Consider the following 18,136-nt stretch of genomic DNA (forward strand, 5'->3'; position numbering starts at 1 on the left):
AGACAAAGCGCGTAGCGGTTTGGCTGTCCCTCTGGCTGGCTTTGTTATGTGATTGGTTAGTCATGGCATACAACGACGAGTTTATTGCCCGTTGGATCGCGAATATAGGTGGCATAAAAATTTGGGTGGGCTTCTTCTCTAATACCTGGAGAACCTTCATCAATACCTCCGGCGTCTATTGCTGCTTTATAAAAAGCATCTACTTGCTTTCGTGAGCCAGCAAGTAGAGCAACATTTACCCCATTCCCAGGACTTGCTTCTTCACCATTGAATGGCTTTCCTATCCATAGACAATTCATACCAGTTGATATATCGGCTTTATTTCCATAACCGGCAAATGATGCACCTGTAGATTGTCGTGAATAGCCTAATATTGGCATCACCTGATCGTAGAACTTTATTGATTCTTCAAGATCATTAGTTCCTAACATTATATGGCTAAACATCTTTATCTCCAGCTATGGTTCACATAACGCCGCGGTAAGCTGCGGCTATGTAGTTGATTTTTTTGTGGCAGCGTAGCCACCGCCACATAAACAAGCGACGGAATAGCCGTCAGACTTGACCGCTTTGTTATGCATTTGTTTCTCTTATATGTTTTGCTAAAGCAGCCAATTCGTTGTCATTAGCTCGCTGACAATCATGAGAGGACAAATACCCTTCATATTTTTCAATGAAGGGTCCAAACGTCGGCTCTATATGCTTGAACTCTGACGACTCGCCTGTTCCATGCATCGGAGATAGTTTGCTGTGTAGATGATCTATTTCGTAACCTTCTAAGAACATACCTGTTCGCCCAACCCCATCCAAAGCCTTATCCAGTATTAATGCTACCTTTTTTGTAGCAACAATCAGATCCATAAGCACTTCATCTGTTTGTGCAAAAGCGTAGCTTGAAACGTGCTTTTTTGGTATTACAACGGTAAATCCTTTTGTATTCGGATAAATTGAGAGAAAGGCCAAGTGATTTTCATCTTCCCATATTTTATGGCATGGCTCTTCACCACTAACGATTTTGCAAAATACACAATCCATTGCTATTCCTCGTTTGCATAACGCCCGGCTCACTGAGCAAATTTTTGATGGCGGCTTTTGTGCGTGTCTTTGCACAAAAGGTGACAGCGGAAATTTATCCGGTGCAGCCGCTTGTTAGTTGCTGCCATAGTTTCCAATGCCTGTTTTATATGATTTCTCTGCCTCGGCAAAATAGTGAAGGCTAAAAATATAGCATGGGAGCCAAATTACCCCCAAGCCAACGTATGGGAAAATTTTGGCAAAAATCTCAATGTAAATACCCACAAACGAAAAAACGAACAATACAATTGCTAGCGAAAAGTGCTTTGCAAGTGTTACCCATTGTTTCCTTTCTTTAATTGGTGAATAGGCAATTTTTTTAGCGACATCATAAACAAAGTTGCAACCAAAAATTACAGCAACAAACGCCATAAATGACTTATTAACTGCGAAGTTTATCAAGAATAACAGGCCCATGGATGGAACTAACCATAGAGCGAGAACACCGACCTTCAAATAATCAATTTGTATCTTTTTCACGAAACTATCCCTGTGGGCAACTAACGCCTCAAACACCGGCTTGGTGAAGTTGGCGGCTTTTTTGGAACAAAAAAGGTGACAGCTTTACCAAGTCCGCGTGCTTTGACTTGTTAACCCCACTCAACGAGACTCTCCCCTTGCCGAGTTATTTCAACAACCAGGTCCGAATAGGGCGACACATCGGGATATTCATTACCGGGGTCACACCTTACTTTAACCTCAAGCGAATTTACGATACACCTCGCAAATTCAACATCGGATTTCCATTTTACTATGCCCTTTAAATAGATTGACATGTAACCGTCTTGGATTCCGGTGTTAATGAGAACCTTTGCATCACCATATGTGTAAAGGACATGTCCTTCATCAATTTCTGAATCGTAAGACAAAGTGCCGATCTCATTATTTAGGAATGAAACCACCTGTTCTGTTTCGCTCCCTTCAATGTAGATTTCTATATCTTCTGAATCGCTCATATGGGTTAACGCCTCAATTTGCGGCGAGCGTTAGCGAGTCCGACAACATTGACTTGTTAGCCGTGACTAGCTCGACGTCTGGCAAATTATCAGCGACTTCTTGATAAGTTGTACTCTTGAGAAGAGTATCCGTAACAACCGGCAATGGCTCAGCCCAAATTTCAAGCAAATCTGCTTCACCTTGCGTTACTATAGGAAAAGCCAATTTCTCAACTGGTGGACAGAATTCAGTTGAAACCCCTTGCTTGTTGCCCCGCGCATCCATGCGATACCAGCCATAGCTTTTTAAATATATGGCGTTTAGACCATGAAGACAAAACGGGGGTACGTCGGTAATAGTTAAACGTTGGTAGCATAGGCCCGCTGGAATTTCATTTGCACGTAACAACGCTGCCAATAAATGACTTTTGGCATAGCAATAACCTGTAAGATGTTTTAGAACATCTGATGCTTTACAAGTTACGGGGTTTTTCTTGTAATCCCAACTATGCTGAATCTCATCGCGCACAAACTCAAAACATCTACGAGTAATTTCTTCTGGCTCAGAAGCGCCGCGTGCAAGTTCTTTTGCCTGCGCGAAGACGTGGGTTGTTTTCCAGTCAATGTATTCTGAAGATGCCAAATACTTGTTCATACTCTCAAACTCGGAAGACGGCTAACATTTCTATATGAGGCATGCCTCTTTTGCCGATTTAGAATAAAACTATCTCTTTGATTTCATTTAAAAATCCTAGAGAATGTAACCGAGCAAGCTCGCTTTGTACAAATACCTAGGCATGCGCGTTATCACCTTTATTGGTGGATTAACCCCTTGATCTATAATCCTTTTTTCTAGACCTCAGTAAAAATACCGCGTTGCTTTGATTTTGCCCACAAAAAAAGGAGCCGTAGCTCCTTTTTGTCACTTCATTCAACGCTTAATTTTAAAGTAGCGCCTGATACGTCTTTTCCAGCTTCTTCTGCTGTTTCTTGCCTAGTTCACCAAAGCATTGGTTGAGTGCATATCTCAGTCGTGCACGACTCATATCCGGTCCTAACAGCACCATGGCGTCCATGACAGAAATCGATGAATCCGAACCGGTAATCCCGATAAACATTGGCGTGAGGAAATCCTTAATTTTGATCTCCATTTGCGTCGCCAGGGTCTTTAACTCGTTGAAAATGGCATCCCGCTCCCAGGTTCTGAGGGCTTCCAGTCGCCAGAGGGCAAACTGCATGACTTCTTTGAGTTTGTCGTCTTCCATTTTGCAGCTGGCAAAGCTGTCTTTGGTAATGGGCAAATTGCCGCTGACCAGGAAAGCGACCAAGGGAATAAAATCACTGAGGGTTTGCATTCGAGGTTGGGCGTGGGGCAAGACCGACAGCAGAGTGTCTTTATTCAGTGCCCAGTTGTGTAGGCGTTCCGCCAGCTGTTCAACGTTACAGTCTTCACGGATCCACAAGCTGTTGAGCCAGGAGAGTTTTTCCACGTCAAAAACAGGACCACCCAGGGATACCCGATGGATATCGAAATTGTCGATCATATCGGCGAGGGTGAATTTCTCCCGCTCGTCGGGCATGGACCAGCCCATACGCCCCAAATAGTTGATCACTGCTTCAGGCAAAAAGCCCATGCGCTCATAGTAGGTAATGGAGGTTGGGTTTTTGCGCTTACTGAGTTTGGAGCTGTCAGGATTGCGCAGTAGCGGTAAGTGACAGAGCACTGGCATTTCCCATCCGAAGTATTCGTACAGCAATTTGTGCTTGGGCGCGGAGTTCAACCATTCTTCCCCACGCAGTACGTGAGTGATTTCCATCAGGTGGTCATCAACCACATTGGCCAGGTGGTATGTGGGCAGTCCGTCGGATTTTAACAGTACCTGGGCATCCACTTGGCCCCAGTCCAAGGTTACTGTGCCGCGCAACAGGTCTTCTACTGGGCATGGGCCGTCTTCTTCCGGTACGCGCATGCGAATCACGCTGGGCATGCCCGCTTCGCGGCGTTTGGCCTGCTCTTCTTCCGATAAAATCAATTCACTGGGCTTGAGTGCAGTAAAGCCACCTTTCTCTCGACGGGCTGTACGCAATTCGTTCAATTCTTCCGGGGTACGGTAGCAATGGAAGGCTTTGCCTTCGGCAACCAGCTGCTCGGCATACTGCTTATAGATGTCGCTGCGTTCGGACTGACGATAAGGCGCATGGGGTCCACCCACATCCGGCCCTTCGGCCCAGCTTAGTCCCAACCATTTCAGGCTATCCAAAATGGCCTGTTCGGATTCCGGTGTCGATCGCACTTGATCGGTATCTTCAATACGCAGGATAAATTCACCCCCTTGCTGTTTGGCAAAGCAGAGGTTGAACAGCGCGATATAGGCGGTGCCGACGTGGGGATCTCCGGTGGGAGATGGAGCGATACGAGTACGAACCTTCATGAGTGTCCTGTCTTACTGACTTACTGGGTGAGAGTGCTGGCAGCGAAGAGCATCGCCACAGCAGAACGAAATTAGGGCGCGATTATACGCATTCATCTGGCCGGCCTCTACTCAGCCAGACCATCTGCCGAACGAAAACTTTACATGTAAACTACTTGAGGTTTTGGGCAAGTCACCACACAATGGCGTCCCGCTCATCACCTGCTCCTACTCCATGAAATCCTGGCAAGCCGAACTTTGCATTTTCAGTGCTGCAACCATCGGCGCAATTACCTACCCCATTGCCCAGTGGACTTTGGGTCAGATGGATCTACTGCTGTTCCACATTATTCGTTTTCCGCTGTTGGCGCTGATTTTTTTGCCGGTAGCGCTGCATCGCAAACCGGACTGGCGCCGCCTGTGGCAAGCCGCGCTGCCAGGGCTCTTTATGTGGTTGGGCATTGTGGCCTGGTCTTACGGCATTATGATCACCGATCAATTGGGGAGCGTCGCCTTTATCATTGCGCTGATGAGCATTATCGCGCCCTTTCTCGCCAGAATTATCTTCGGCACGCCACTACAAAAGTCAACGCTCATCGGGTTGCTTATTGCTACGGTTGGCTTGGCGTTATTGACGTTGAAAGACGGCCTGCATATTAGCGAAGCCAGCCGGTGGATGTTGTTGTGTGCGTTTATGCAGGGTCTCTATCTGGTGACCAATTCCCGCTATTCCAGCCGCTTCGATCCCATCGTGATGAGCTGGGCGCAATTTGTCACCTGCGGCTTGATGTCGCTGGCTGTAGCACCCTTTCTGGGGCATTGGAATCTTGCGCCATCGGCCGGTCTGTTCGCCGCCTTGTTTTATATGATTTTTATCTCTACCGGTTTGCGCTTTGTGTTGATGACCTATGGCCAGGGCAAAACCTCGGCAGATCGCGCAGCGGTATTGGTGTTGATTGAGCCGGTGTTTGCGGCACTGATCGCCGTTGTCGTCTTGGGGGAAACCATGTCTGCTCAACAGTGGTTGGGCGCCGCCTTAATTTTGGTGACGGTATACGCGGCTCGCCCGAAACCCAAAGTGGCGGAACAGACGCCGGTGTAAAACTCGTGACAAATTAGTGTCGGAAAATCTAACGCCAAATGGCATAATCGCGCGCCAATTTGCCGGTGACCGCCACGGCAACAGAACATCGATTGAAATACCGTAATTAATTCAAAGACCTGCCTCAAATGGCGCGTAAATTGCCATTTGCAATGGTGTGAAGTAAAGAAGTTCGTTCCACACCGAGTGTGTTGTCCGGAGTGATGCCACCCATGAAGAAAGTCAGCAACACCAACTGCCCTTTGCAGGAAGAAAACCGCCGCTTTGCCAACACCGCTGGCGTTAGTGCCAACAATCAACACTGCGGCTGTCGCCCGGCGTTTCGCGATAACGCAACAGGAAACGTGTTTCTATCCTGCTTTGCCGATGGGCGCCCTGCACCGATTCATCTTTTGGAAGGGCTTCCGAAGGAGGTGATCGAGGAATTCAGTGATCAGGGCCGAGCGTTGCGCTCTATTCCCAGCCTGGAATCCGGGTTTGTTAAGGAAGGAAGGTTTTACAACCGCAGCGAGATGATTCGCGCTCTAGCAAAAGAAGCGGGATAATTAATCGCAGGCAACTCGCCTCTCGGTTGCCTGCGATTTTTTTGCGCCTTACATCCGTTCGATAATAATGGCCGGTGCCATACCACCCGCAGTACACATGGTGACCAAGCCAATCTGCTGATCGCGACGCTCTAACTCATCCAACACGGTTCCAATCAGAATTGACCCTGTCGCACCAATCGGATGCCCCAACGCAATCGAACCACCATTCACATTGACCTTTTCGCGGTCCAGCTCCAGATGGCGCATAAAGCGCTCGGCAACAACCGCAAACGCCTCATTAATTTCAAACAAGTCGATATCGTTAACACTCATGCCTGCACGCTTCAGAACTTTGCGCGCAGAGGCGACGGGTGCGTTTAACATCAAGGTCGGGCAATCGCCCATGTTTGCGGTCGCAACGATGCGGGCACGCGGCTTCCAACCCTGGGTGCGCGCATAGTCTGGTGAGGCCAGTAATAGCGCGCCAGAACCATCAACCACGCCAGAGGAATTTCCCGCATGGTGGACGTGGTTGATGTTTAAATCCGGGTACTTGGCCAAAATCAGCTGGCGATAGGTGGTACCCGCTTCGTCCATGGGCTTATCGGCCAATTCAACGAACGACGGGTTCAATTGCGACAGAGCCTGCAAGGTGGTTTGTGGCCGAGGGTATTCGTCTTTGGCCAACGCCAGCTCGCCATTGTTGTGGTAGACAGGAATCAAACTGCGATCAAAGCGCCCATCTTCTATCGCCGCTGCGGCACGTTGCTGACTGACCACCGCCCATTCGTCCAGTTCTTCACGGCCAATGCCTTCAAGCGTAGCAATGGCATCGGCACAAATCCCCTGGTGGCCCTGGGGATGCATCTCACGCAGGACCAAATTGCCGCTGTCCATAAACGTGGGCAGACCGTTGTCGAAACCGTAACTGGACATCATTTCTGCCCCGCCCGCAATAACCACGTCTTCCATACCCGACAGCACAGACGCTGCCGCAAGGTTGACGCTGGTAATGCCAGACCCACAAAAGCGATCCAGAGTGACGCCACTGCTGCGAATATCATAACCCGCCGCCAATGCCGACATACGTCCCATATCGCCACCGTGTCGACCATGTTGACAGGAGGTGCCCCAAATCACGTCATCCACATCGGCGGTATTGAGTTGATTGCGTTCCACCAACGCGCGCAAGACCGCGGCACCCAACTGCTGCGGGTGAATATCGGCCAGGGCGCCTTTGCCCCGCTTGCCAATACCACGCGGGGTACGGCAGGCATCAATAATCCAAGCTTCGTTTGTCATAACTACCTCCAGACGTGAATCACAGGGTTATTTGACGGCATGGCATAAGGACGGTTCTTTTGATGATCGGCCAATGATCCGCGGAACTACCGTCTTGCTTCTTCATAAAGGTTGCATGATTGACCCTTTATGAAGACGCTTTTTTGCTCGCTTTCTTGCACACTTTTTGTGCAACCATACCCTCATATTGGGGCGTATGATAGGGATCCCATAGCGATCAAACAATGACCGGGCTTCCCGAAGAATTTGATAATTCGTTATAATCACAGACTCCTAAAACTGCCGTGATTCCCTATGCGAGCCCCTTCTGTCGCGATTTATTTTGTCAATGCCACACTCACGCACCTGCAGGATAAACCCTGGCTGAGGGACAGGCTGCTGCGGCAAAATCACATACCAACGGACATGCTCAGCAGCCCCACAGCGCGCATTCCCGGCGATGATTTTGCCAATCTGGTCCGCGATGTCGTCCTCGAAACCCGCGATGAGCAAATGGGCCATGCCTACACCCTGCAGCCGGTGGGCAGTTGGGTGACAATGACGCAACTGGCCATCGGCGCCCGGGATCTGCACGAAGCTCTTAGGCGCATGGCGCGGTTTTATCGTTTGGTCCCCTGGGGCATGACCACCCGTTTAAAAAAGCAGGGGGACGAAGTCCACTTTGTGGTGGAGCCGGGGCACGACTTCCATGTAAACGACTACTTGTACGAATCCTTCGTCTTTTATATTTACCGCTTCAGTAATTGGCTGATCAACCAGCAAATCCCGCTGATTGGCGTTAATTTCCCGTTTGCAGAAACACCGCAACGCCAGGAATACCGCTACCTTTACTTTACCGGCAATATCCACTTCAACCAACCGCGCTGTGCACTGCGCTTTCCCGTCAGCCTGCTGCAGGAGAAGGTCTGCCAGGACGACTACAGTCTGCGTAAATTTCTTAACCACGCCGCCTTGTCGATTCTTACCCAGCGCTTTCAGCAGAAAAACTGGCGCAGCCAGGTCGAGCACGCCCTGCTGCCACAATTGCCAGAAAACCCAGACATCGTCGATATTGCATCGCAACTTAAGGTACACCCGCACACACTGCGCTCGTACCTGCGCCGGGAAGGCGTGCAATTTAAAGAAGTACGGGAAAACCTGCGCTGCGAAGTCGCCATCGATTTGCTGCGCCACGAGAACACCAGCATTGAAGAAACCGCTTTGCGGCTCGGCTATTCAGAAACCAGTGCTTTCAGTCGTGCCTTTAAACGTTGGATGGGAATTTCACCCCTGGCCTATCGCCGCGGGGAAGACGAACAGACTGCGGGCTGATCTGAGTCAATGTTCACAGGCATCACAGCAATTAAGCTATTGCTAATATTTCTTCGGAGAGGTTAGCGCGATGATGATCAACGAAGGCAAGATCGATCGAATTTTACGCATTGTGGTTGGCTTAGTGTTGCTAAGCCTGACGTTTATCGGTCCGCAAACCCTGTGGGGTTTGGTTGGGCTGATTCCACTGGGCACTGGATTGATAGGTTTCTGCCCCGCGTACAAAATATTTGGGCTGAGCAGCTGTCCGCTGAAAAAATCCTGAGCACTGCGTCATAGAATACGGAGCCGCTATTACCAGCGGCCCCGTGAAAGAACATCAATACAATCAGTGTGCTTTGTAGTGGCGTTTGGGTTTGGCTTTACGTTGTAGCTGTAACTGGGCGTCCCGTGCTTTTTGCAAAACACTGTAAGCCTGCTGCTTGCCAGACAGGTAGGGTTTCTCCCAATCCTGATCATCCGCCACACCATAGTAGGCAGCACACTGTCGGGTGAAGAATGGGTTCCATAAATGTGGTCGGCCAATCGCGACCAGATCGGAACGTCGTGTGTGCAAGATGGTGTTCACTTGCCCGCCGTCGGTGATATTGCCAACGGTCATGGTTGCCATCTTGTTAACGTTGCGAATCGCCTCGGCAAACTGCACCTGGAACATGCGCCCGTAAATCGGCTTTTGATCGGGTACAGTCTGACCGGCAGACACATCCATCAAATCACAACCGGCCTCTTCAAAAGCACGGGCAATGGCAAAGGTATCTTCTTCAGTTAAACCGCCCTCTTTCCAATCCGACGCGGAAATACGCACAGACATGGGCTTGTGTTGCGGCCAGATATCGCGCATGGCATTAAACACCCGCAGCGGAAAACGCAGACGATTATCAAGGCTACCACCAAACTCATCGGTGCGTTGATTGGTCAGCGGCGACAGAAAAGAGGCCAACAAATAACCGTGGGCACAATGCAGCTCGATCATGTCGAAGCCTGCACGCTCTGCCCGTCGGGTTGCCTGACAGAAGTCTTCCAGAATTCGATCCATTTCGCCGCGATCAAGCTCTATTGGCGTTTGCGACACACCGTCAAACCAGGGAACGGGTGACGCAGACAACAATGGCCAGTTATCACTCTCGTTATTCAACGGATAATCCGCTCTCTCCCAGCCGAGTTGCGTCGAACCCTTACGACCGGCATGGCCCAGCTGCAGACACATTTTTGTGCTGGTGTAGGTGTGAACTCGATCAACAATGGCGGCCCAAGCGGCTTCCTGTTCATCCGTCCACAGTCCGGGACAACCCTGAGTGATGCGGGCGTCTGGCGATGGGCAAGTCATCTCGGTAAACATCAATCCCATACCACCACGGGCGTTGCCAGCGTAATGAAGCATATGCCAATCGGTGAGATTGCCGTTTTCATCGGCGGAATACTGAGCCATGGGCGACATCACAACCCGATTACGTAATTCCAGATCACGCAATTTATAGCGGGTGAACATGGGCGTTGGACGAGATTCGCGATAGTCGTAGCCGCTCTCTTGAAAATAGCGTTCGTACCATTCTGAATCTGCCTGCTCGACAAATTTTGGATCGCGCAAAACCAGATTGTCATAGGTGATCGACTTGGCGCGGCACATAACAACCATGGCGAATTGCATCGGATCCATATCCCAGGAACGATCCATATGTTCAAACCAGGACAGAGACACATCGGCATTGTGCTGCACCACTTGCACGGGGACACGGCGACGATCGTCGTAGTCTTTAAACGCCGCTTCAACACTGGTTTCAGCATGGGCGATCACCGCATCGTGCAGACCAATGGCGCATTCCATCGCCAGCTTGGTGCCAGAACCAATGGAAAAATGTGCCGATGCTTTCGCATCCCCCAGAATCACAATATTGTTGTGCCACCACTGCTGACAGAAAATTCGCGGAAACTGCCGCCAAATGGAACGATTCAAAATGAGCGGATGCCCTTCCAGTTCGTCGGCAAAAATCGCCTCCAACTGCTGACGGGATCCCTTTTCGTCGGTCTCCGTAAAGCCCCACTTCTGCCAGCATTCGTCAGACATTTCGAACACCCAGGTGGAACGCCCGGGCTCATACTGATAGGTGTGCGCGCAGATCAGGCCGTGTTCCGTTTCTTTAAAAAAGTAGGTGAAGTCCCGCAGCGGACGCGTCGAGCCCATCCAGCAAAACCGATTGGATTTCATGACGGTGGTCGGCTTAAACGATTCTGCGTAACGCTCGCGGATGGCAGAGCCAATTCCGTCGGCCGCCAGAATGATGTCACTGTCGGCAAATTGCACTTCCAAATTATCAACGTCAATACGGGCTTCAAACTGCAGGTTGACGCCCTCTTCCCGGCAACGCTGTTGTAAAATATCCAGCATTTTCATTCGCGATGTACCGCAAAAACCGTTGCCTTCGCAGTGAATATCCCGCCCTTTACGGCGAATAACAATATCGTCCCAGTAGGCAAAATTATCGCGAATACGTTCGTAGGATGGCATATCCCGTGAAAGAAACTCCTCGAGAGTTTCATCGGAAAAAACCACTCCGAAACCAAAGGTATCGTCCGCCTTATTTTGCTCAAAGACAGAAATGTCCCAGTCGGGGCGCTGCTTTTTGGTTAAGAGTGCGAAATATAGCCCGCCTGGGCCGCCTCCGATGACAGATATCTTCACGGTCAATCCTCCTGCCGCATACCAATTAAATTACTTACAACTTATTTACATGTAATATATATACATAAAAGTGACCCGCTTTTTGCGGTCACTGCTAACTAACGAATCAACCCCGCTTTGCTCTACAATAGCGGTCGTCACTGGACCCAATGAACAGAATTCTATGAACCCACCCAAGCATTTGGATCTGCCCGCTGCAGATACCCTCTACTTGAAGCTCTGGCTGCAACTGGCAAAAAGCTCCAAAATCCTTGAACAGGAAATGGAAGCTCGCTTCCAGAAAAACTTCCGCCAAAGCCTGTCCCGCTTCGATGTGCTCTCACAGCTGGATCGCTGTGATCCAGAGCTGTTGTCTATGGGAGAGCTCGCCAGCCAGCTGCTGGCCTCGCGGGGCAATATCACTCGCCTGGTAGATCGCATGATCGCGGAAGGCTTAATTCAGCGGCAGCCCAGCCTGGAAGATCGCCGCAGTATTCACGTCGGTCTCACCGATAAAGGTCGCGACCTCTTTGCAGAGATGGCCAGTGCCCACGCCCAATGGGCAAAACAACTGTTGGGCAAACTCAAAAAAGACCAAAGCCGTCAACTGTTGGAACTGCTAACCCAGGTCAACACATCGTTTAAAGCGGGAATCGATCGCTAACCGCTGCGATCACATCACCTCGCCACCGGCGACAGCGATTGCCTGGCCGGTTACTGACATTGCAGCATCGGAACAAAGCCAGGCGACTGTCGCGGCAATCTCATCCGGCTGAATGAAGCGCCCCTGGGGATTGTCTTTTACCAGTTCTGCACGGGCTTCAGCCTCGCTTCTGCCGGTTTTTTCACAAATGGTTGCCACGGCAGTACTGACAATATCGGTCTCTGTATACCCTGGGCAGACCGCATTAACGGTAATACCTTTGGTCGCCAACTCTGTCGCCAGCGCTCGCGTTAACCCGATGACACCGTGCTTTGCCGCACAGTAAGCCGCGACATATCCATAACCTTTAAGACCCGCAGTACTGGCGATATTAACAATGCGACCAGCGCCTGCGGTGCGCATGTCATTAAGCACTTCACGGCAGCAGTAAAAGACGCCATCCAAATTAACAGACAGCATGCTGCGCCATTGCTCATCAGATGTTTTGTGCGCGGGCGCAGTACTGGCCGCCCCTGCGTTATTGATCAGGGTATCAACGGGACCAAAAGCCGCCCTCGCTTTTGCAAAGGCCTCTTTAACGCCGGCTGAATTCGTCACATCGACGGTGACGACTTGGGCATTTGGTAGTTCAGCCGCCACCGATTCCAACGAAGACGCCTGCCTGCCCATCAAGGTGATACGCGATGCTGATTCACCCAAACACTTAGCAATGGCGGCACCGATGCCGCGTCCAGCACCGGTAATAACGATATGTGAATTCGATGTTTTCATGGATAACCTCGATAACTGCAATTCAATATATATTACATGTAATATATTTGCGAGTAATTTTTTTATTCGCTACACTAACGCCATTCTTCAGCGACGACAGACAGCGTGCTATGAACAGAAAGAATTCTCTTAACCCAGAAACATTTTCGCCAGAGCACTTCCTTTGGTCTTTTAACAAGGGTGTTGCCACTGTCACCCTAAACATTCCGGCGCGCAAAAATCCGCTGACCTTTGATTCTTACGCCGAGCTGCGCGACACCTTTCGAGAGCTCGTCTACTGTGATGAGGTAAAAGCCGTGGTTATCACCGGCGCCGGTGGGAATTTCTGTTCCGGTGGAGATGTTCACGACATTATTGGCCCACTGACCGCCATGAATATGCGGGATCTTTTGGCCTTTACGCGCATGACCGGCGATCTCGTTAAAGCGATTCGCAATTGCCCGCAACCCGTTATCGCCGCAGCCGATGGCGTGTGCGTTGGCGCTGGCGCCATTGTCGCTATGGCGAGTGATCTGCGCATGGGTACTGCCAACACCAAAACCGGCTTTTTGTTTACCCGTGTTGGTCTCGCTGGTTGTGATATGGGCGCCTGCGCGATACTTCCTCGAATTATTGGTCAGGGACGCGCCGCTGATTTATTGTTTACGGGCCGCATTATGACCGCAGACGAAGGTGAGCGCTGGGGCTTTTTTAATCGAATGTCAGCGCCTGACTCCCTATTATCCGACGCCGAAACTTGGGCTCAAGAGCTGATAAAAGGCCCGACCTTTGCCCATGGCATGACCAAAACCATGCTCAACCAAGAGTGGAATATGAGCATCGAACAAGCCATCGAAGCCGAGGCGCAAGCGCAAGCAATCTGCATGCAGACAGCCGATTTTGAGCGTGCTTATAACGCATTCGTGAATAAAGAAAGGCCGGAATTTCAAGGCAATTGAACGTCGACGCCAACAGCCACACACAGAGATTCAAACATGGAAATTGTAAACCCCGAACACTGGCCACGCCCTAAAGGCTATTCTAACGGCATCGTCGCCGATGGAAAAATGGTGTTTATTGGCGGACAAATTGGCTGGAACAGTGAAGAGAAATTTGAGAGCGATGACTTTGTCGATCAGATCCGCCAAACCCTGGAAAACACCGTCGCCGTATTAGAAGCAGCCGGCGCAGGCCCGGAACACATTACCCGAATGACCTGGTATATCACCGATCGCGACGAATATCTGTCACGCTTAAAAGACGTAGGCGCTGCGTACCGAGACATTATCGGCAAACACTTTCCGGTTATGGCGATGGTGCAAGTCGTTGCATTAATGGAAGCCGAGGCGAAAGTCGAAATCGAAACAACAGCGGTCATTCCTCATAGTTAGGGGATAACAGTTTTCCTTGAAACCCCAAGGTATCGCTTTGGGGTGGTAGAAGACCCTTATAGATCTACCACCCACTTTTTCTTTTTTTTCTTTCTCAGCGCGTTTTCTATTCACTCAATGAATAAAAGCGCCCTATTCAGTCGCAGCTTTTGAATCGCTATTGTTGGAACAAGTCTTCCCTCGAGCGACGTGATCTCCCGCACCCGTTTTTAATCGCACACTGTCAATAACTGCGATTAAAGACGTCAAAGCAACAATCAAAAACGCAATTCGAAATGGCGTTGCAGGATCCGTACTAACAGCAACGGCCTCCCCGATGCGCCAACCCACGGCCCCAAGGGCAATCCCTAATCCCATCGCAAGCTGAAATGCTGTCGAAAAAAGTGTATTCGCATCGGACATGGACTCATCAGGAATGTCTGCAAACGCGATGGTATTAAACGCGGTAAATTGCATCGACCGAGTCATTCCGCCGACAAACAGTACACTACAAGAAATCCAGAGTGGGGTTTCGGCATTAAACAATGCACATGTACCGATCATGGCTGCATTCAGCAAACCGTTGGTAATCAAAACAGGACGAAAACCAAAACGCTGCATCACAAAGGTTGTCCATGGCTTCATGATCAGATTACCGGCAAACACCGCCATTAACATCATACCTGCTTTAAAAGCACTAAAACCAAAAGCGATTTGAAACATTAATGGAATCAAGAAGGGAACTGCACTGATTCCCATGCGAAACAGAGAGCCGCCCCAAACAGTGACCGCAAAGGTTGGAAAGCGCAGCGACCCAAGATCAAACATAGGCTGCTCTGCTCGCCGTAAATGTCTGACGCTCGCAACCATCAGCCCCACACCAGAAAGTAACGCAGCAACGGCAAGGGGCCAGCTCCCTTCTGGCCGCGACAAAATTTCCGCCCCTGCCATCAACAAAAACAAGCCACCACCGGTCATGAGGAAGCCGGGCCAATCAAACGCTTTATGGCTTCGCTCATCTGAGTGAGGCAACAAACGCAGAGCAAAGAACAGTGCGATAACGCCAAGGGGTAAGTTGAGCCAAAAAATCCAACGCCAGTCGCCGTAATCCGAGATCAATCCTCCAAGGGGTGGTCCCAAAACAGGTGCAATAAGCGCAGGCCATGTCAGCACTGCAATCGCTCTTACTAAGCCATCTTTAGGCGTTTCCCGAAGCACCACTAGACGCCCAACTGGCACCATCATGGCACCGCCAATACCCTGTAATATTCTAAGCCCCACAAACATTGGCAGAGAGCTAGCGAATCCACACAGTAACGAAGCCACGGTAAACAAGGCAATTGCCGACGTGAATACTTTACGCGCACCAAACCTCTCAGCAGCCCAACCACTGATGGGAATGAATACACCAAGAGTTAGCATATAAGCGGAAACCCCGATATTCAGTGCAACAGGTTCTACCCCAAAACTCTTAGCCATGGTGGGAATAACTGGCGTTATCACCGTTGCATCGAGGTTTTCCATGAAAAAAGTAGCCGCTACCAGTAGGGCTAGAGCTGTGCGTAATTGCATCAAAGTGTGTCTACCCCGCGTCTTTGGCTTTTGCTCGCAAGTCGTCAACCAATGGCACATGGCAACGCTCAGACATCTGCAATGTATAACCAGCGACGGCTTCTGGTAGCTCTAGCTCAGGTAGAATCGTTAAGGATCGCAATATGGGAAATAAGAGAATATCGTTGATATTACCGGCACCCAACTCGGCCAGTAGTGGTATTAATTCATCTACTCCTACCGACAGCCGCTCTTTAAATTCAGTGGTTCGATCAATCAAGCTATCGAAGTCGCCAAAGGTCCGCTCTTTTTTTCCCGTAAAATAGGCTCGAGCTGATTGGCTTGCAAATTCAGGAAAAACAGGGTCAGGTGTACGCGGAATGACCAGGCCATTAATGGTTGAGTCCCACTTGTTCAACCAATCTACCAGTGCCTTATTCGGTTCACCTTTGAATAAACGCGTTCCCGACAGACCATCCACTTTGGCAACGATGTCGAGACTCTCCCCAATATAGCGGCCACCCTGCTCAAGAATCGGCAGCATTTTCTGACCGATCATTCCGATAGGTGTTTCCTCGTCATCATTGGGCAGAAAAACCTCTTCCACCGGAATATCTTTTAGTCCAAAAGGCATTCTCGCCCGCACACAAAATGGGCAATGATCGTACAGATAGAGTTTCATGTTGCTATACCTCGCCAGTGACAAGCGAGGTGAATTTCCTCGCCAAAAAGGAGTGTACGCCTTTTGCCACTAGGCCAGATTACTATCTGACAACAGAATAATGACGAGTTTTAATAACTCAGTATTCGATATTAATTGATAATCAATGCCGTATTATCAACCTCATCGTGAACAATCGGCAACAAGGCCAATCGTACTGCGAACGTGACCGAAGTCCCTCTCCTTCGAAATTGGATTAGGCGACGGCATCCAATCTGACCGTATTCATATGAGTAATCAGCGCTTGGAATGACTTACCGTCTTCCCCAGATTGTGCCGCAACAAGCAATTCCCGGACATCGTCACCCGACAAGGAATGTGTTTTATCCGTCGCTAAAGCCATAATGGTTTCGAATCGAGACAACCCTCGCGTATGAGTATCGCCATACCCTTTAATCAAACAGGGCAATTCAGCCATGGCAAGCGCAAGATCGTAATTACGCGTAGCAACTTCGGCGATACTCGCCAACCAACTATCTATGGCTTTTGCTTCACGCAGAAACCGTTGGCTTTTTGGGCGTAAAAACTTAAAGCTGGCCAAGGTATACAGTAAAAGAAACCCGCCAATCTTTCCGCTGTGGATTTTTAATCCCCGACAGAAATATCGATCTATGAATTTTTTTAACCGCGGTGACGACTGAATATAGCGAGACAGATTGTCCGGAAGCGTATCACAGACTTCTTCTAAACGCGGATGGAGAAACTCGACAGGATAGACAAATTGGCCCTGCGCCGCTTTCACTTCGGTTCGAATATCATGGGTTCGAGCTTGACGAATCTTCTGTTGAGCAACCTGAATCGTATCCTGAAAAGCCATCCATAGTGCCAGTTGACGTGCCGTTGCGCTGGTTAATTCACCCAGCTCATCATCAAAACACGCCACCTTCTGCAAACGTTCGAGATACAGTTCTGCATAGGCTGTATCCTGGTATTCCGCCAACTGACGAACACCTTCCCACACGGTCGGTCGACTGGCTTCAGGAAAGTCTTTCTGCACACGGTCCAAGAATGCTTGCCCTCTTGCAGTCTGAGCCCTTTCCGGTAGCAGCAGTTCGTCTCCGGATTTCTTGATATCCATTTCCGTTTCACGACCACTGCTGGCACGCTCAAACGCGGCAGAAAACGCACGCAGGTTTGTGTCAACGGCGATGCCTTGTTTGCGAATAGCGGCTTCAAAATCTTCACGGACGAAGGGCAAGGCACCAGAACCTGCCACCGCGCCGAGCAAAATGGCACTGATAACTGACCCTGTCTCTCTGGCCATTTTTTCCATATCAAACGCAATACAAACTTTCGCTGCCGCTTCACAGGCTGCCAGTATCTTGTCGCTGTCGGCCAGGCCATTGGCCATGTGTTCTTTTTCTACTACGGTATACGACCGGTGGGTCGTGGTGACCAGCGTTGTACAATTCTGAGTGACGAAGCCTCGCTGTAGCGCTCTTGCGGCCTCTACAAGCTCAGCTGCGATTAACAGATCAACATCGCCGGGGATTGGCGTCAATCCCAACACAGGTCTTGAGGCTAGCCGCTGGGCTTCTTCGCCGGGAAAAATTTCCAGGTAATAGATGGTCGCTCCGGTGCGTTGTGCAACACCAGGAACTGAGGTGGACTGAGCCAAATAGCCGTTAGCCTCTGCCACATCTCTGATCCAATTGGAGAGAACCCCACCACCTTGTCCGCCCATGGCGGAAATGGCGATTTTTATTGGCTGAATATTGGATGCAAACATAAAAATTCCATTCACAGTGGAATGCCCGTT

The 18,136-nt window shown here is 49.9% G+C and carries 19 protein-coding genes; 7 read left to right on the forward strand and 12 right to left on the reverse strand.

Annotated elements, in window-relative coordinates; translation table 11 throughout:
- Nucleotides 1-56 precede the first annotated feature (56 nt).
- From ACXAFR_RS11510 to gltX, 6 genes are all read right to left on the reverse strand, one after another.
- On the reverse strand, nt 57-446 hold the full coding sequence (locus tag ACXAFR_RS11510; RefSeq protein WP_475176898.1) for a VOC family protein: 390 nt from the start codon (nt 444-446) through the stop codon (nt 57-59).
- Between the two features lie 127 nt (nt 447-573).
- Nucleotides 574-1,035 (reverse strand): HIT family protein, encoded by a 462-nt coding sequence (locus tag ACXAFR_RS11515; RefSeq protein ID WP_475176901.1) that lies wholly within the window; start codon nt 1,033-1,035, stop codon nt 574-576.
- Between the two features lie 114 nt (nt 1,036-1,149).
- A complete protein-coding gene (locus ACXAFR_RS11520; protein WP_475176904.1) occupies nt 1,150-1,554 on the reverse strand; it encodes a hypothetical protein in 405 nt (134 codons plus the stop codon).
- Between the two features lie 110 nt (nt 1,555-1,664).
- Complete coding sequence (locus ACXAFR_RS11525; RefSeq protein WP_475176905.1) at nt 1,665-2,030, reverse strand: hypothetical protein; 366 nt, start codon at nt 2,028-2,030, stop codon at nt 1,665-1,667.
- Between the two features lie 13 nt (nt 2,031-2,043).
- A complete protein-coding gene (locus ACXAFR_RS11530) occupies nt 2,044-2,664 on the reverse strand; it encodes a transglutaminase-like domain-containing protein (RefSeq protein ID WP_475176908.1) in 621 nt (206 codons plus the stop codon).
- A 289-nt stretch (nt 2,665-2,953) separates the two neighbouring features.
- Nucleotides 2,954-4,441 carry a glutamate--tRNA ligase gene (gene gltX, locus ACXAFR_RS11535; protein ID WP_475176910.1) on the reverse strand — a complete coding sequence of 496 codons (1,488 nt, stop codon included), beginning with the start codon at nt 4,439-4,441 and terminating at the stop codon, nt 2,954-2,956.
- 214 nt (nt 4,442-4,655) lie between these two features.
- Between gltX and ACXAFR_RS11540 the strand changes: the two genes are divergently transcribed.
- A complete protein-coding gene (locus tag ACXAFR_RS11540; RefSeq protein ID WP_475176912.1) occupies nt 4,656-5,522 on the forward strand; it encodes a DMT family transporter in 867 nt (288 codons plus the stop codon).
- A gap of 212 nt (nt 5,523-5,734) precedes the next feature.
- On the forward strand, nt 5,735-6,067 hold the full coding sequence (locus ACXAFR_RS11545; protein WP_475176915.1) for a ribbon-helix-helix domain-containing protein: 333 nt from the start codon (nt 5,735-5,737) through the stop codon (nt 6,065-6,067).
- A 48-nt stretch (nt 6,068-6,115) separates the two neighbouring features.
- Here the strand turns inward: ACXAFR_RS11545 and ACXAFR_RS11550 are convergent, their stop codons facing one another.
- Nucleotides 6,116-7,351: an acetyl-CoA C-acetyltransferase gene (locus tag ACXAFR_RS11550; protein ID WP_475176917.1), complete on the reverse strand. Its 1,236-nt coding sequence runs from the start codon at nt 7,349-7,351 to the stop codon at nt 6,116-6,118.
- Between the two features lie 294 nt (nt 7,352-7,645).
- Between ACXAFR_RS11550 and ACXAFR_RS11555 the strand changes: the two genes are divergently transcribed.
- Together ACXAFR_RS11555 and ACXAFR_RS11560 are read left to right on the forward strand one after the other, a co-directional pair.
- Complete coding sequence (locus ACXAFR_RS11555; RefSeq protein ID WP_475176920.1) at nt 7,646-8,662, forward strand: AraC family transcriptional regulator; 1,017 nt, start codon at nt 7,646-7,648, stop codon at nt 8,660-8,662.
- A 70-nt stretch (nt 8,663-8,732) separates the two neighbouring features.
- Entirely contained in the window at nt 8,733-8,927 is a 195-nt protein-coding gene (locus ACXAFR_RS11560) for a YgaP family membrane protein (RefSeq protein ID WP_475176921.1), read from the forward strand.
- Between the two features lie 63 nt (nt 8,928-8,990).
- Here the strand turns inward: ACXAFR_RS11560 and ACXAFR_RS11565 are convergent, their stop codons facing one another.
- Nucleotides 8,991-11,342 carry an oxidoreductase gene (locus ACXAFR_RS11565; RefSeq protein WP_475176922.1) on the reverse strand — a complete coding sequence of 784 codons (2,352 nt, stop codon included), beginning with the start codon at nt 11,340-11,342 and terminating at the stop codon, nt 8,991-8,993.
- A gap of 163 nt (nt 11,343-11,505) precedes the next feature.
- Here ACXAFR_RS11565 and ACXAFR_RS11570 point away from each other — a divergent pair, with 163 nt between their 5' ends.
- Nucleotides 11,506-11,985 carry a MarR family winged helix-turn-helix transcriptional regulator gene (locus ACXAFR_RS11570; RefSeq protein WP_475176924.1) on the forward strand — a complete coding sequence of 160 codons (480 nt, stop codon included), beginning with the start codon at nt 11,506-11,508 and terminating at the stop codon, nt 11,983-11,985.
- Between the two features lie 9 nt (nt 11,986-11,994).
- Here the strand turns inward: ACXAFR_RS11570 and ACXAFR_RS11575 are convergent, their stop codons facing one another.
- Nucleotides 11,995-12,756 (reverse strand): SDR family NAD(P)-dependent oxidoreductase, encoded by a 762-nt coding sequence (locus ACXAFR_RS11575; RefSeq protein WP_475176925.1) that lies wholly within the window; start codon nt 12,754-12,756, stop codon nt 11,995-11,997.
- A gap of 110 nt (nt 12,757-12,866) precedes the next feature.
- Here ACXAFR_RS11575 and ACXAFR_RS11580 point away from each other — a divergent pair, with 110 nt between their 5' ends.
- Both ACXAFR_RS11580 and ACXAFR_RS11585 read left to right on the forward strand, forming a co-directional pair.
- Nucleotides 12,867-13,694 (forward strand): enoyl-CoA hydratase family protein, encoded by an 828-nt coding sequence (locus ACXAFR_RS11580; RefSeq protein WP_475176928.1) that lies wholly within the window; start codon nt 12,867-12,869, stop codon nt 13,692-13,694.
- Nucleotides 13,695-13,730: 36 nt separating this feature from the next.
- Nucleotides 13,731-14,126 carry a RidA family protein gene (locus tag ACXAFR_RS11585; RefSeq protein WP_475176929.1) on the forward strand — a complete coding sequence of 132 codons (396 nt, stop codon included), beginning with the start codon at nt 13,731-13,733 and terminating at the stop codon, nt 14,124-14,126.
- 132 nt (nt 14,127-14,258) lie between these two features.
- Here ACXAFR_RS11585 and ACXAFR_RS11590 read toward each other — a convergent pair whose 3' ends face one another.
- The 3 genes from ACXAFR_RS11590 to ACXAFR_RS11600 form a co-directional block, all read right to left on the reverse strand.
- A complete protein-coding gene (locus tag ACXAFR_RS11590; RefSeq protein ID WP_475176931.1) occupies nt 14,259-15,677 on the reverse strand; it encodes an MFS transporter in 1,419 nt (472 codons plus the stop codon).
- Nucleotides 15,678-15,687: 10 nt separating this feature from the next.
- Entirely contained in the window at nt 15,688-16,338 is a 651-nt protein-coding gene (gene grxB, locus ACXAFR_RS11595) for a glutaredoxin 2 (RefSeq protein WP_475176933.1), read from the reverse strand.
- A gap of 235 nt (nt 16,339-16,573) precedes the next feature.
- The gene (locus ACXAFR_RS11600) at nt 16,574-18,106 is read right to left on the reverse strand and encodes an indolepyruvate oxidoreductase subunit beta family protein (protein WP_475176934.1); all 1,533 of its coding nucleotides are present in this window, start codon (nt 18,104-18,106) and stop codon (nt 16,574-16,576) included.
- Nucleotides 18,107-18,136: the final 30 nt, after the last annotated feature.

The organism is Pseudomaricurvus sp. ABR4_320, from assembly GCF_056159445.1.